General features: G+C 44.5%; 14 protein-coding genes. 8 read left to right on the forward strand and 6 right to left on the reverse strand.

The annotated features are described in order from the left end of the window. Positions 1 to 27: 27 nt before the first annotated feature. Positions 28 to 966: a helix-turn-helix domain-containing protein gene (locus tag LAQ65_RS15840; RefSeq protein ID WP_224117971.1), complete on the reverse strand. Its 939-nt coding sequence runs from the start codon at positions 964 to 966 to the stop codon at positions 28 to 30. Between the two features lie 187 nt (positions 967 to 1,153). Between LAQ65_RS15840 and gyrB the strand changes: the two genes are divergently transcribed. The 3 genes from gyrB (at position 1,154) to LAQ65_RS15855 (ending at position 4,284) form a co-directional block, all read left to right on the forward strand. Then, positions 1,154 to 3,133 (forward strand): DNA topoisomerase (ATP-hydrolyzing) subunit B, encoded by a 1,980-nt coding sequence (gene gyrB / locus LAQ65_RS15845; protein WP_224117972.1) that lies wholly within the window; start codon positions 1,154 to 1,156, stop codon positions 3,131 to 3,133. Between the two features lie 113 nt (positions 3,134 to 3,246). Then, positions 3,247 to 3,450 carry a hypothetical protein gene (locus LAQ65_RS15850; protein ID WP_214448796.1) on the forward strand — a complete coding sequence of 68 codons (204 nt, stop codon included), beginning with the start codon at positions 3,247 to 3,249 and terminating at the stop codon, positions 3,448 to 3,450. Between the two features lie 96 nt (positions 3,451 to 3,546). Beyond that, positions 3,547 to 4,284 (forward strand): 3-keto-disaccharide hydrolase, encoded by a 738-nt coding sequence (locus tag LAQ65_RS15855; RefSeq protein WP_224117973.1) that lies wholly within the window; start codon positions 3,547 to 3,549, stop codon positions 4,282 to 4,284. On the opposite strand, the gene LAQ65_RS15860 is transcribed toward LAQ65_RS15855, so the two are convergent. The 3 genes from LAQ65_RS15860 to serS form a co-directional block, all read right to left on the reverse strand. Then, positions 4,279 to 5,478 (reverse strand): DUF1501 domain-containing protein, encoded by a 1,200-nt coding sequence (locus LAQ65_RS15860; protein ID WP_224117974.1) that lies wholly within the window; start codon positions 5,476 to 5,478, stop codon positions 4,279 to 4,281. The genes LAQ65_RS15855 and LAQ65_RS15860 overlap by 6 nt on opposite strands. Before the next feature lie 18 nt (positions 5,479 to 5,496). Beyond that, entirely contained in the window at positions 5,497 to 6,921 is a 1,425-nt protein-coding gene (locus tag LAQ65_RS15865; protein ID WP_224117975.1) for a DUF1800 domain-containing protein, read from the reverse strand. 79 nt (positions 6,922 to 7,000) lie between these two features. Further along, positions 7,001 to 8,266 (reverse strand): serine--tRNA ligase, encoded by a 1,266-nt coding sequence (serS, locus tag LAQ65_RS15870; protein ID WP_224117976.1) that lies wholly within the window; start codon positions 8,264 to 8,266, stop codon positions 7,001 to 7,003. A 53-nt stretch (positions 8,267 to 8,319) separates the two neighbouring features. Here serS and LAQ65_RS15875 point away from each other — a divergent pair, with 53 nt between their 5' ends. The 4 genes from LAQ65_RS15875 to LAQ65_RS15890 all read left to right on the forward strand — a co-directional run bounded on the left by LAQ65_RS15875 (position 8,320) and on the right by LAQ65_RS15890 (position 10,674). Then, on the forward strand, positions 8,320 to 8,664 hold the full coding sequence (locus LAQ65_RS15875; RefSeq protein WP_224117977.1) for a hypothetical protein: 345 nt from the start codon (positions 8,320 to 8,322) through the stop codon (positions 8,662 to 8,664). 160 nt (positions 8,665 to 8,824) lie between these two features. Further along, positions 8,825 to 9,583 carry an OmpA/MotB family protein gene (locus tag LAQ65_RS15880; protein ID WP_224117978.1) on the forward strand — a complete coding sequence of 253 codons (759 nt, stop codon included), beginning with the start codon at positions 8,825 to 8,827 and terminating at the stop codon, positions 9,581 to 9,583. 160 nt (positions 9,584 to 9,743) lie between these two features. Next, positions 9,744 to 10,121, forward strand: coding sequence for a glycine cleavage system protein GcvH (gene gcvH / locus LAQ65_RS15885; protein WP_224117979.1), 378 nt, complete (start codon positions 9,744 to 9,746; stop codon positions 10,119 to 10,121). Between the two features lie 127 nt (positions 10,122 to 10,248). Next, positions 10,249 to 10,674 (forward strand): VanZ family protein, encoded by a 426-nt coding sequence (locus tag LAQ65_RS15890; RefSeq protein ID WP_224117980.1) that lies wholly within the window; start codon positions 10,249 to 10,251, stop codon positions 10,672 to 10,674. 393 nt (positions 10,675 to 11,067) lie between these two features. Here the strand turns inward: LAQ65_RS15890 and prfA are convergent, their stop codons facing one another. Further along, complete coding sequence (gene prfA, locus LAQ65_RS15895) at positions 11,068 to 12,132, reverse strand: peptide chain release factor 1 (protein WP_224117981.1); 1,065 nt, start codon at positions 12,130 to 12,132, stop codon at positions 11,068 to 11,070. Between the two features lie 101 nt (positions 12,133 to 12,233). Between prfA and LAQ65_RS15900 the strand changes: the two genes are divergently transcribed. Beyond that, the gene (locus tag LAQ65_RS15900) at positions 12,234 to 13,394 is read left to right on the forward strand and encodes an amidohydrolase family protein (protein WP_224117982.1); all 1,161 of its coding nucleotides are present in this window, start codon (positions 12,234 to 12,236) and stop codon (positions 13,392 to 13,394) included. Here LAQ65_RS15900 and LAQ65_RS15905 read toward each other — a convergent pair whose 3' ends face one another. Further along, the gene (locus tag LAQ65_RS15905) at positions 13,395 to 15,080 is read right to left on the reverse strand and encodes a sensor histidine kinase (protein WP_224117983.1); all 1,686 of its coding nucleotides are present in this window, start codon (positions 15,078 to 15,080) and stop codon (positions 13,395 to 13,397) included. Positions 15,081 to 15,083 lie beyond the last annotated feature (3 nt).

A 15,083-nucleotide genomic window follows, 5' to 3' on the forward strand; every position in this document is an offset into this window, starting at 1 on the left:
TTACCATTCACCATTCACCATTTACTGTCAATGCAGCAAAAGTTCACAAGGCTTCAGCCCTGTATGTTTCTTGAAGGCGGTGGAAAAATGTGAAATGGAGGAGTAGCCGAGCATCATGGAAACTTCAGTAACACTAAGTCCCTTTTCATATAAAAGGTAACGGGCGTGTTCCATGCGCTGGCTCTGGTAAAAATCAAATACCGTGGTGCCATACATTTCCTTGAAACCTTTTTTAAGGTAACATTCGTTGATGGCCACTTTGCGGCTCAATTCCTTAATGGTGATAGGTTCACCGATATGTTGCAATAAAATGGCGCGCGCTTTTTCAATTTTTTCGCGGTCGGCTTCATTAGCGAGGAACTTGCAGGAAAAGGCAGACTCTTCCTTATCGCCGATCATACATTCCAGGCTATACAGCAGGAGCATCTGCATCTGGGCATTGATGAAGATATTCTCCATGGCGCCAGAATAATTATTATTCAGCAGGGCTTCCAGCACCGACCTGGTGCGGCTGCACAGGGAAAGTGTTTTCGAAAATGAGCTCTGGTGTTTAAACTGGACGATGTCATCAGGCAATGTTTTCAGTTTGCCCGAATTAATGAACTGCGATAAATGGGTTGGGGAAAAAACAAAGCTCAATACGTCAATGCTTGCGGCTTTTTGTTCACAACTACCGGAATAATTGAATTTACAATTGTCGCACTCGGTATCTTTCTTGCGGCAATACATATTACCGGAAATACAAAAACGTAACTCAATGTAATTTTCATTGCTTTTTGGGCCAGCCTGGTGGTAAACCAGCATACCCAGGTCATCCACTTCCCATTGAGCGCTTTTACGGTAGCGGTGGATGGAATATTGCACAGAACCCGGAATCACCTGCTCTTTTTCCTGCAGTAATTCAAGTTCGTTGTACATCACCGGCGCCTTTCGGGCCAGTGCCAATATATCGGCAGACTGGTGCATGAACTGGCGAAATTACGATATAAAAGGCAATAAAAGGAACCGCCCCTCATTCCGGGGATTTCGGGTGGAGATTTTTATCTGGTTTTTGGCATTTACACCCGTTTAAAACCGGGTTCTCCCCCTGCTTTTTCGTACATTTGCCCATAGTCAAATTTTTATTCACCAACCGCGATTTCAGATTCACAATATGAGCATAGAAACAACCGAAAAGCCCGTAATAACATCGAGTGGTTATGAGGCAGATAGTATCCAGGTGCTGGAAGGCCTTGAAGCAGTCCGTAAACGGCCTGCCATGTATATCGGGGATATTGGGGTGAAGGGTTTACACCACCTGGTCTATGAAGTTGTCGACAACTCAATTGACGAGGCCCTTGCCGGGTACTGCAAGAATATTTTAGTCAACATACACGAAGACAATTCCATTTCAGTTGCAGATGATGGCCGGGGTATTCCCACAGCCATGCATACCAAGGAAAAAAAGAGTGCGCTGGAGGTTGTAATGACTGTCCTGCATGCTGGTGGAAAGTTTGATAAGAACAGCTATAAAGTGTCTGGTGGATTGCATGGTGTAGGGGTAAGCTGCGTAAACGCCCTGAGCTCTAAACTTTTGGTAACTGTTCAGCGGGAAGGAAAGGTTTTTGAGCAGGAATACAGTATCGGTATCCCCAAATACGCGGTACGTGAAATAGGCGTATCCGATAAAACCGGCACCAAGGTGCATTTCTGGCCCGACCAGACGATTTTCAGCAATATTGTCTATAACCGCGAAATCCTGGAAGGCCGCCTCCGTGAACTGGCTTTCCTGAACCGCCGGATCAATATCATCCTGAATGACCTGCGCGAAGTAGATGAAAACGGCCAGCACTATACCATTACCTTCTATAGCGAAGGTGGTATAGTAGAATTTGTGGAAATGCTCGATACAGCTGCCAACAGGACGCCCCTGATCCCCAAAACCCTTTATGTAGACGGTTATGATGAAGGATCACATGTTACGGTGGAGGTAGCGCTGACCTATAACAACGATTTCAAGGAACATATTTTCAGTTACGTTAACAATATCAATACCATTGAAGGCGGAACACATGTAACCGGTTTCAGGAGAGCGCTAACCCGTGTCTTCAAAAATTACGGGGATAAGGAAGGATTATTCGAGCGTGCTAAGGTAGAAGTGGAAGGGGATGACTTCAGGGAAGGCCTTAGTGCCATTATTTCGGTAAAAGTGCCGGAACCACAGTTTGAAGGCCAGACCAAGACCAAACTGGGTAACAGTGAGGTAAGCGGAGTGGTTGAAACAACTGTTGCAGCCGCCTTGCAGGCCTACCTGGAAGAAAACCCAAGGGAAGCCAAAAACGTAATTTCCAAGGTAATCCTCGCCGCCCAGGCAAGGGTCGCTGCCAAGAAAGCCCGTGAAATGGTGCAAAGGAAGACCGTTCTTAGCGGTGGTGGCTTACCCGGTAAGCTGGCCGACTGTTCTGAAAGGGATCCTGAGCGCTGCGAATTATACCTGGTGGAAGGGGATTCTGCGGGTGGAACTGCAAAACAGGGCCGGGACAGGAATTTCCAGGCAATCCTGCCACTTCGCGGAAAGATCTTGAACGTGGAAAAAGCCATGGAGCATAAGATCTATGAAAACGAGGAAATCAGGAATATGTATACGGCATTGGGTGTTACCGTAGGTACCCCCGATGACCCTAAAGCATTGAACCTGGTCAAATTACGCTACCACAAGCTCATCATTATGACCGATGCCGATGTGGATGGTTCCCATATTGCCACACTAATCCTCACTTTCATTTACCGGTATATGAAGGAATTGGTTGACCAGGGTTATGTATATATCGCCCAGCCACCGCTGTACCTCGTTAAAAAGGGAAAGGACCAGTCCTACGCATGGGGTGAAGAAGACCGGAAATTGTGGGTGGAAAAACTGGGTGGAGGAAAGGACGACAGTGTTAACGTACAACGGTACAAAGGCCTTGGGGAAATGAATGCGACCCAACTTTGGGAAACAACCATGAATCCTGCCACCCGGACCTTAAAACGGGTTACCCTTGACAGTGCTGCCGAAGCAGACCGCGTTTTCAGTATGCTGATGGGCGATGAAGTAGCCCCCCGACGGGAGTTCATTGAATCGCATGCCAAATATGCAAAAATTGATATATAAAATTATTTTTAGTTAAATCAAGCGGCTGAATCACGGGCTTTTGAGTTTTTTTGGCTAGCTTGTATTCCTTATTCTATTAATATTTATTCACTAACCATAAAAAACAATTTACTATGGCTGATATTAAACTGACCGCATACAATGTAAAGACAAAAGAAAAAGGCGTTGAGATTAAAGATGCGGTGATTACAAAAACGGCCCGCGGTGGTTATATGGCGCAGGGTAATGATGGCAAAGGCAACAAGCTGACCACCATGCTGAGCGAAGCGAATGCATTGGCTGCAATCAAAGCCGGAATTGCCAAGCAAGGTTGGTAATTAATTAATTAGTTTTTAATAAAAAAACATCATCCCTTTTAGCAGGAATGGTGTTTTTTTATGTCCTGCATAACTTTAAACAGATAAATTTAAACGATGAAAAATGCCATCCTCACACTTGCGGTTGTTATAGCCATGACAACCTTAGCAAATGCCCAGCAAAAGGGCGATCCCAAAGAAACTGAACTATGGACACCAGTGCCGGTAAAAGTTGACCCGGGCAATGCACAAAAAGCTCCTTCAGATGCTATTGTACTTTTTGATGGTACTAACCTGGATAAATGGATCAGTCCTAAAACAGGTGGTGCAGCCCCCTGGGTGGTTGAAAATGGAGCTTTTACCGTTAAACCAGGAACAGGTGATATCCGTACAAAAGAAAAATTCGCCGACTGCCAGTTACATATTGAATGGCGCACACCAGCCGGTATTAAAGGCGAAGGCCAGGACAGGGGCAATAGCGGTATTTTCTTTATGGAGCAATACGAACTGCAGGTACTGGATAATTACACCAATAAAACTTATGTAAACGGCCAGGCAGGCAGTATTTATAAGCAGGCAATCCCATTGGTAAACGCCTGCCGCCCGGAAGGTGAATGGCAGACTTACGATGTCATCTTTACCGCCCCAAGGTTTAATGCAGATGGTTCGCTCGCATCACCAGCGAGGATTACTGTTTTGCAGAACAATGTATTGGTGCAGAACAATTTTACCCTGAAGGGCAAGACAGAATACATTGGCCAGCCTACTTATACAGCACATGGACCACTGGGTATCCAATTACAGGACCATGGCCACAAAGTAAGCTACCGGAATATCTGGATCAGGAACCTATAAAAAATTCATCATCGGATAAGAAGACCCCAGTATCTCAGATGCTGGGGTTTTTAGCCATTTGCCCAAAATGGTGGCATACACCTGCCTGAAATCAACCTGGTGCACCAGGTCTCCTTCCTGAAGATTTGCCAGGTCGGGCAGTGCATTCAACATACCTTTTTGTTGCAGTCCCCCACTGATAAAAAACATATTGTTGGCCGTTCCATGGTCAGTACCCCCACTGGCATTCTGCGCTACCCTCCTGCCGAATTCTGAAAAACTCACCAGCAACACATCCTTAAAACGATTGTTTTTTTTCAGGTCGGCAACAAAAGCCTGCACCGCTTCATTGATTTCTTCGAATAGTTTTTTCTGGCGCTGATCCTGGGCAACATGGGTATCAAAACTACCAACCGATACATAATATACCTGCGTGTTTATTTCAGAATAAATCAGAGAAGCGACCGTCTTCAGGTTTTTTCCCAACTCAGTTGCGGGATAACTATAGTTCGTTGCATTTTGCTTACTGTTCTTAAAAATATAATCAGCGCTACTCAGCGTACTTGCCAGTGTTTTATACAAATAATCAGCAGTATGCGAGGCATGTTCCTGCTCATGCCCTTTCAGCAAATCACTGTACAGGTCATTGCGACTGGCCTGGTATAAACGCGCCGGGTCTTTTACTGCAATGCCATTCCTTTCGGCCCCTTTCATAGAAAGGCTTAACACATCGTCTAACTCCAGCACCTGGGTGGGATGGTCGCATGTTTTACATTGCGCGTCGAGCCACCTTCCCAACCAACCTGTGTGGAGGTATTCATCCGACTTGCTGGCGCTTTGCCAGATATCCATGCTCCTGAAATGAGAGCGGTCCGGATTGGGATATCCCACGCTATTCAAAATGGCCAGGTTGCCTTCATCATACAAAGTTTTAAAAAAAGGTAAGGCCAGGTGAATACCTGCTTCATCGGTCAACCGAAGGCTTTGGTCGCGTGTAATGCCCAGCCTTGGCCTTGCCGCATAATACAAATCATTCCGGTAAGGAATAATAGTATTTAGTCCGTCATTACCGCCGCTTAGTTGTAATACAACCAACACCTTATTACCGGCTATGCCGGAACCCGGTGATTCCATGGCTTTTAAAAACCGCGGCAACAATAATGAAGCGCTGGCCAGTGTTCCCGTTTGCAGGAAAGTCCTTCTTTTAATAAGCATACAAAGATTTTTTTTGGATCAGCACAATTGGTATTCCACGCTGCTCATCAGGTTAATGGTAAGGGAAGGGATAAACACCTGCCTGGAGGCTGTATTGGTATGCCGAAGCAAAATAGCCGCATCAGGCAGTGTTGATGTCTGCAATAAAAACCGGGACAGGACCGGCAAAAGGTCTTCCCTTTTAGTAGCTGCGAATTTTTGGGAATAGCCCTCCCAGTCAATGCCGGCACCAAAATCACGACCATGGGTAACCGCGTTGCCCATTTGCAGGTCGTCGTCTTGTTTGGGTTGTACATTAATGCCTTCATTACTAGCCAATAATTGCGGGAGCCGCATCCGGAACAATAATGAAGAAGAGTCAATCCAGCTTTTACCACCAGGCCATCCGGCAACATTCGGCGGGTAAAATAAGATCTGTCCCAATAGTTTCTGGAACATCAGTTGAACGGCTTCATCATTTAAGGAAAAAGGCAATTGCCGCCTGATACCAACCCATAATTCAATTGGTGATTTTATCCGGTTCCCGGTATTGTTTTCATTAAAGAACCAATCACTGGTAAAGATATCCTGCAACAAATTTTTAATTTCATAGCCCGATGCATAAAAACGTTTTGCCAGCCATTCCACGCGTTGTTCATCAGGCTGGTCATTAACATAAAACCGGTACATCTTCCGGGTGATGAGTACGGCTGTAGCAGGTTGTTCCAGCAAAATATCCAGGATATCGTCGCCGGTAAAATTCCCGGTCTTGCCCAGGAAAGTCTTTTGCCCGTTATCATGCTGCCCGCGGCGAAAAACAAATTCCCCATTCAGGTTAGCGCCCCAACCGGTAAAGGCCCTGGCTGCTTCTTTTATATCTGTTTCAGAATAATTGCCACGTCCCATGGTAAACAATTCCATGACCTCACGTGCAAAATTTTCATTGGGATGATCCTTCCTGTTCTGGTTATTGTTCAGGAAATTCAGCATCGCTGCAGACTTGCTCACCTCTTTTAATAAGTCACCAAAATTGCCCAGGGCATTGGTCCTGATGGTATGCAGTAACAATTGCTGGAAATAAATATTCAGGTTACGGCAGGCGAAATGGCCATGCCAGAAAAAGGCCATTTTTTCGCGAAGCTGCGCACCGGTTCCAGTCATTTCATCAAGCCAATGGAGGTTCAGGTTTTTGATATCTTCCCGGCTCTGCTGCCGTAGTTTTTTCTTTTCATCGGCACTAAGCTCGCGCCGGTTCACCTGGTCGGCTTCGCCAATGCCCATGACAAGGCCTTTGAAAGCATTATCAACAACATCGAGGTAAGCGGGTTTTTTATCAGAAGCCTTTAATAGTGCTGCATACAAGGAAGCCGGACCCAATTCATTCAGTTGCTCCAGGTTATAGATTGAAGGGCCAAAACCTGCCCGCCAAAACAAATGCTGATTTTTCCACTGGTTCGTATTCACCCTTTACGTTTTTAATAAGACCCCCGGAATTGCCCCAGGTTTAATGCCCCGTAAAAACGAATACTTATTACCGACCAGCTTAAATCTTTTCAGCGCCGAAATAACTGTGCAATATTTTAGGTAACCGGATACCCCCTTCGACCTGGTTGTTTTCCAGCAAGGCGGCAAGAATCCTTGGCAAGGCCATGGAACTGCCATTCAGTGAATGGACCAATTGCGGTTTTCCATTACCATCTTTAAAGCGGATCTTCATCCGGTTCGTCTGGTAGGCTTCAAAATTGCTGACAGAACTCACTTCCAGCCATTTTTCCTGCGCAGCACTATACACTTCAAAATCGTAGGTAATAGCAGAAGTAAAGCCCATATCGCCGCCGCATAACCGAAGAATCCGGTAGGGCAATTCAAGTGAACGGATCAGCTTTTCCACATGGGCCACCATAGAGTCCAGCATATCATAACTGGTATCGGGATGGACCAATTGAACGATTTCAACTTTATCGAACTGGTGCAGGCGGTTTAGCCCGCGGACATCTTTACCATAACTACCGGCCTCACGGCGGAAGCAGGGCGTATAGGCAGTCATCTTTACAGGCAAATCAGATTCCTTTATAATTTCATCCCGGTAAATATTGGTAACCGGCACTTCTGAAGTAGGGATCAGGTAAAAATTATCAATGGTAGCATGGTACATCTGGCCTTCCTTGTCGGGCAACTGGCCGGTGCCATAGGCAGAGGCTTCATTCACCATCAATGGTGGTTGTATTTCCATATAGCCAGCGGCCGTATTAAAATCCAGGAAATACTGGATCAACGCCCGCTGCAGTTTCGCGCCCTTATTCTTATACACAGGGAATCCGCTGCCGGTAATTTTATTCCCCAGTTCAAAATCGATCAGTCCGTATTGCTGCACCAGGTCCCAATGCGGCTTAGCGCCCGCAGGTAATACCGGCATGTTCCCGCCTGTCCTGACCACCACATTATCTTCCGGAGTCCTTCCAACCGGGACCTGGGTAGAAGGTAAATTTGGAATCTGGACAAGGATATTATGAATAGCAGATTCTACATTATTAAGTTCTGAAACATCCTCCATACTTGCCTTAAGCGTGCCAACTTCGGCTTTTAAAAGTTCTGCCGCCTCTTTTTTGCCCTCCCGCATTAAACCACCAATTTCCTTTGACGCAGCATTTACTTTAGCCTGAATCTCGTCTTTCTCGAACTGCAGTTTCCGCCTGCGTTCATCCAGAAGCAGCAATTCATCAACAAGGCTGATCTGGGAAAAATGTTTAACAGCCAGTCTTTCCTTCACGAAATCAACATTTTGCCGGATAAAATTCACCTGGAGCATCTTTTCATAATTTGGCGCAAAGATAAGCGGCCGGGGCGTTTATCTTTGCGTTTATGAATTTACAAGATGACCTGCAGGTCCGCTGGTGGAACCTGGAAGCGAAAATGACGGAGCGGTTCGGGAAAAAACCAGATTTGGAAACCATCCTTTTCCTGATCGGTATCCAGGAATTTGGCGATATAAAGGAGAAGTTCACTAAAGAACAGAAACAAGACCTGATGCATATTGCAGTTTGTTCACTGCTGGCCCAGAGCGGCTATTATGAAATGGACAGGGTGGATGAAGATGGCTGGCCCCATTTTGCGCAACTAAAGGCGCTGCCGGAACTGAATCCCAAAGAGCAGGAAGATTTTATCAAAGACCACGTGTTGTTGTATTTTGATAAAGTAGGTTTTTAGGGCGACCTGTCAATTTACTGTTCGGATAGCCATCCATGTTGTCAATAGCCAATCCCCGGATTTTCCTGCGTTTATAGCTGCTAAAGCAGGCGAAATAAATAACGCATAATAAAATTTTCTAATCCGAAAAAAGCTTAAATTAATGGTCAAAACAGACAACATGAAACACCTTTTAAAACTATCATTATTTGCTGTTGCCAGTATGATAATCATATCCTGTGGCCCCAGTAAAAAACTAAAAGCTGCCAATGCGCAGATCAGTGACCTGAACAACCAGGTTAGTGCATTAAATGCTAAAGTGGCTGAAGATGAGAAACAAATTGCCCAGTTGAAACAGGAAAATGTTCAATACAGCAAGGAAGCCCAGGATTGCAGGGAAGCAAAAGAAGCTATGGCCAGAAAAATGGACAACCTGGAGAAAAATCTCAAAGAGCAAGGATCATCTATTCATGATATACTGGAGAAAGCAAGGATTGCCAACGAAAAACTGGTTAATGCCGGTGCAGAAGTTTTATATAAAGACGGGCTGGTGTGGATTTCAATGCCCGACAAGTTTCTTTTCAAATCCGGAAGTTCAAAAGTTGGTGATAAAGGCAAAGAAGGATTAAAAGTTATAGCAGAAGTGCTTAATGATAATCCAAAAGTAAAGGCAATCATTATTGGTAATACAGACACTGTAAAAGTGAAAGGAACTGCTGATAACTGGTCATTAAGTACTGAACGGGCAAATGCCGTTGTAAGGATCTTAAGGGACACTTTCGCTATTGACCCGGCACGCATGACTTCAGCAGGTAAGGGAAAATACAATCCCGTTGCAGACAATTCAACACCTGAAGGAAGGGAGAAAAACAGGCGGATTGAAATTGTACTCAACCCTGATCTTTCCAAATTATGGGAAATGCTTGAAGAAGAACACTAAATCGTAAAGGATAACAACATTAACAGCGATTACCGGGTTGGTGATCGCTGTTTTTTTTGCTTGCCCACCCTGTTTTCCCCGTTGGTTATAGTCCGCCCGCGAGAGACAAATTTTCCAATTCAAAAAATCAATCGTTATTTGCACTACAAAATTTCAGCGAATGAATATCCCAGCAACTTTACGTTACACCAAAGACCACGAATGGATCAAATTGGATGGAAATATTGCCACTATTGGCATCACCGACTTCGCCCAGGGAGAATTGGGTGATATCGTGTATGTTGAAATTGAAACAGTGGGTAAAACTTTGGCTGCTGAAACTGTTTTCGGCACAGTTGAAGCTGTAAAGACCGTATCTGACCTGTTTTTACCGGTTGCCGGGACGATTAACGAAGTGAATCCTGCGCTGACTGCCAATCCCGAGTTGGTGAATTCAGACCCCTATGGTGAAGGATGGATGATCAAAATGACTGTTACGAATCCTGCAGAGGTAGACGGCCTGCTGGATGCAGCTGGTTACGAGAACCTGGTGGGATAAAAATATTTTACAGCGAGTTTACTTGAATGCCTGGATGCCCAAAATAGCCAGGAATGCCGCTATTGGTATAAACTGTTCAAGAGCCTGCCAGTGCAGCCGAATAAGGGCTGGGAAAAGCATAAACCAAATGATCCAAAAAATTTTCCGGAATAAATACCTTCCGATCGCCTGGCTGGTTCTTGTACATATTTTGCTACTGATGCCCTTAGAGGGTTCACACGAAAGAAAACTGGAGTTAATAGCCAATTTCGATAAACTGATTCATTTTGGGCTTTACGGCGTTTTAACCACAGCATGGGTCGTGTATTTCCTGCGTGCAAAATCATTCAGTAAAACACAAAAAATTATATTTTCTGTCGCCCTACTGCTAATCGCTATTGGCGACGGCATAGCCATTGAGTTTTTACAAAAGACGCCATTAATACACCGTGATTTTGACTGGAATGATGCCCTGGCCGACGGTTTGGGCGCTGTAGCAGGAATATTTTTTGGCAATTACCTGCATCGTAAGTTTTATGCAAAAGAAAAGCCCCTGTTGAAACAGGGGCCGTAACCAAAACTAACTGCTTATGAGAAAATTGACTGCTTATGTGAGCGTCAAAAAATTAAAATCAAACGCTTTGTATATATAACGAGAAAGAGCTTAAGAAGGTTGCTTTTGGAATCGTTAAAGAACTTTAAAATTTACCTTTCTCTTACCCCTTCATTCATGCTCCAAACTCACAATACAAAGTAACGATGATATTGGATAACCTAAAAGAAAATGGGAGGTTTTTTATAAATAATTAACAGCCTAGCCCGCTTCCCTATTGAATTCTTAACCAATTAGGGTATAATATTACCACTTAAGGGTATTATTAATTGGAAAAAAAATCGTATACTATTTAAAGGAATTTTCCCTTTCCGGTTATTAACTATAAACCTGTAAAATTTACCATTCCCTGATTTATTGCTGGTTGGTCATTTTTTCGGCATTTTCAGCGAATTGCAACTGGTCAATAAAATCCTGGATTTCCCCATTTAACACTGCATCAAGGTTATAAGACGTGAAATTAATCCGGTGGTCGGTAACCCTGCCCTGCGGAAAATTGTAGGTGCGGATTTTAGCGCTTCTGTCACCACTGCTAACCAGGCTCTTCCTATGCCTGGATATTTCCTCTTCCTGCTTGCGCACTTCTTCCTCATATAATTTTGTCCTGAGCATTTGCATGGCTTTTTCACGGTTAGCCAGCTGCGTCCTTTCTGTCTGGCAGATAACAACGGTACCCGTGGGGATATGGGTCAGCATAACTTTAGTTTCCACCTTGTTTACGTTCTGTCCACCCGCACCACCGCTTCGTGAAGTTTCCATCTTAACATCAGCATCCCTTAATTCAAAATCCACTTCTTCAGCTTCCGGCATAACCGCCACTGTAGCCGCACTGGTATGCACCCGTCCGCTGGCTTCAGTAGCCGGAACACGTTGAACACGGTGAACCCCGCTTTCAAACTTCAGGGTACCGTAAACATCCTCGCCAATCACTTCCACGTTCACTTCCTTGTAACCACCAACGGTTCCCTCGCTTTCGCTGAGGATGGCTGTTTTCCAGCCTTTGCTATTACAATAACGGAGATACATATTTAACAGGTTACCAGCGAAGAGGGAAGCCTCATCCCCGCCAGTACCGGCCCTGATTTCCAGGATGGCATTTTTCTCATCCTGGGGATCTTTGGGGATCAGCATCTGGCGGACACTGGCAGCCAGTGATTTTTCTTTTTCCTCCAGCTGGGGCAATTCTTCCTTGGCCAGTTCCCTGAGTTCTGCGTCATCCCCATTAAGGGCTTCCCGGTAGGTGTCGAGGTCAGACAAAACGTTTTTATAGGCGTGGTAAGACTGAACGATTTTTTCGAGGCTCCGGTATTCCTTGCTGAGTGCGCTGAACTTTTTATTATCGCTCACAATCTCAGGATTGGTTAAGGCCACGCCCAGGTCATGAAATCTTGCTTCTATCGCTTCCAGTTTGTCTAACATAGTTCCTGTATTTTTAGGGTCTTTCCGGGAAATCCCGAATCATTACCAGCCGTTTTACCCGGCTGCCGGAAAAGGTTGGCAAAATTAACTCAATTAAACGCATGGGCTTTCGAAAATTCAGGGCAGATCAAGTTTTTACCGGCCATCAGTTCGCACCGAAGGATTCAATACTGATAACCGATGAAAAAGGCCGGGTTGAAGACATTATACCCGAAACCGAAGCCGGGGAAGACATTGAAACGGTGAGAGGCATACTGAGTCCGGGTTTTATCAACTGCCACTGCCATCTTGAGCTAAGCCATATGAAAGGCATGGTACCACCTGGTACAGGCATGGTAAATTTCCTGCTGGCTGTTATGCAGCAAAGGCACAGGAACCGGGAGCAACTGCTGGAATCCATTGAAAATGCTGAAAATGAGATGCTCGAAGCCGGGATTGTAGCTGCAGGGGATATTTGCAATACTGCTGATACGGTCTTGCAAAAACAAAAAGGCAGGCTCATCTACTCCAATTTTATAGAATGCACCGGTTTTGTACCGGCTTCGGCCGGGATGCGCTTTTCTGAAGCCAGTGCTGTCCGCGACCAATTGGCCGAAACCGGGGAAACCAGTTTTGTACCACATGCACCCTATTCTGTTTCACCGGAACTATTCCGGCTGATTGACCAGTCATCCGAAGGCAGAACGACCACCATGCATAACCAGGAAAGCCAGGCGGAAAATGATTTTTTTCTTACCGGGGAAAGTGATTTCAGGAAATTATATGCTGCACTTGGATTGGATATCCATTTTTACCAGCCTCCGCAAAAAACAAGTTTGCAGGCAGTATGGCCATATTTACAATCTGCAGAAAAATTGATCCTGGTCCATAACGTTTATACAAGCCAGCAAGACATCGACGCCTTGAAGTACCACGGGGCAAATGCCAAAGGGCAGCAGACGGAAATCATCTTCTGCTTATGCCCGAATGCCAACCTTTATATTAACAATAACCTGCCCCCGGTGCAGTTATTTTTAAAGAACGGCTATAACCCTGTATTAGGAACAGACAGCCTTTCCTCCAACTACCAGTTAAGCATAATCGAAGAAATAAAAACACTGCAGCAACATTTCCCCGAATTACAATTACAACAACTCCTCCAGTGGGCCACGAGCAATGGCGCTGCTGCATTGGGAATTTCGAAACAGTATGGCAGTTTTGAAAAAGGAAAGAAACCCGGAGTCGTCCAAATACAGGATTGGTCTGCCCGGCGGATTTTGTAATTATCCGGCAAGTGGCAGACGTATAAAAAACACGGTCCCTTCACCAGGCTTACTTTTTACACCTATACTGCCCTGTTGTGCTTCAATAAATTCCTTGCTGATGGCCAGGCCTAACCCTGTACCCGATTTCTCTTCACCCGGCACTTTAAAATAACGGTCAAATATTTTATCCTGGTACTTTTCTTCAATCCCTTTACCGCGGTCTGTTACAGCAATCTGAAGGTAACCACCTAATGTTTCTTCGCTAATATCAACTGTACTATTCTCAGGGGCAAACCTGATAGCATTGCTCAATAAATTAATCAGCACCCAGGCAGATTTTTCGGTATCAGCCATTACCTGTAAATGCATAGGTTGAATAATCCGGATTGATACATTTTTCTGTGTAGAAATACCCTGAACAGCATTGATGGCCGTCTCAATCATTTGGGTACTATCTGTTGGTTGCAATTTCAGTTGGATCTGCCCGGTTTCGACCTGTGCCATATTCAACAATTCACTGGTTATTTTTAATAACCGCTCTGCATCGCCGGTAATACTCTGCACCAGTTCCTGCTGCTCTTCATTAAGAGGGCCAACCCGTTTGTCATTAAGCAAGCTTGTACTCATTTTAATTGCTGAAATGGGTGTTTTCAATTCATGGGAAACCGTTGCTATAAAATTTGTTTTGGCTTCATTCAACTCATGGAAAGGAGTGATGTTCCTTAAAACAATAACATGACCGACAATATCATTGCCATCAATAATTTCAAGCATTTCTTTGCTGAAATAACTTTCCCTTCCTTCTGCATAAATCTTCAACTCCCTCGTTTCTGCAGAATTTAAAAGTGTGCGCATCAGGTCATTCTGCAATGCGATATCCGCTGCGTACTTTCCGATAATCGATGATTCTTTAAGGCCAAGCATCTTTTCGGCAATAGCATTCAGGAACAGGATATTCCGGTTAGCATCCAGGCCAATTATACCATCCCGCATCTGGTTGATAATAGTTTCGATGCGTTTCTTTTCCAGCTTGATTCTTGCGAGGTTACTATTTTCATACTCATCCAGCTTTTCAGCCATGATATTGAAAGTATTGGCAAGGTCCCCGAATTCATCTTTTTGCTCCAGGTGAATCCTCTTGCTATAATTTTTCCTGGAAATCTCTCCAATTGCTTCCGACAAAACGCGTATTGGCCTTGATATTACGGAGGGGAAATTAGCCACAAAGGTTAATGCGATCAGCGCCAGGGTAGTGAATATTAACGCGAGCCAAAGTTTGGCATCTTCGGCAGTATTAAAAGCAACCTGGTTTTTGCGCAGGATGGCTTGCTGGTTCACTGCCTCTATTTCATAAATTGATTTCCTTATAGTCAGAACGTCTTCCTGTTTAATAGTATTGTTTTTATAATTTTCAAAAGCTTTCCTCAAGGCGTACGTTGCTTCCCTTTCTCCTGCTTCTGTAATATTTTTTTCCTGGAGTGCCAGGTTGTATTCGAAATTGTGCAAAGCATCATTTGAACGAGTCATATCTTCACTCGCTTTCAGCATATTGTTACAATACACCAGGGATTCATGGTTATTTTTCAAAATAACATTTGCATCATGGCTTAGTTTATTTATATAGAATAAACTAAGTATGCCAAATAACAGGATCAGGACAAATAAAAATATTAGTCCCAGTCTCAACTTTGTTTTAATGTTCATTGT

The organism is Flavihumibacter profundi, from assembly GCF_020076305.1.
Classification (GTDB): Bacteria; Bacteroidota; Bacteroidia; order Chitinophagales; family Chitinophagaceae; genus Flavihumibacter; species Flavihumibacter profundi.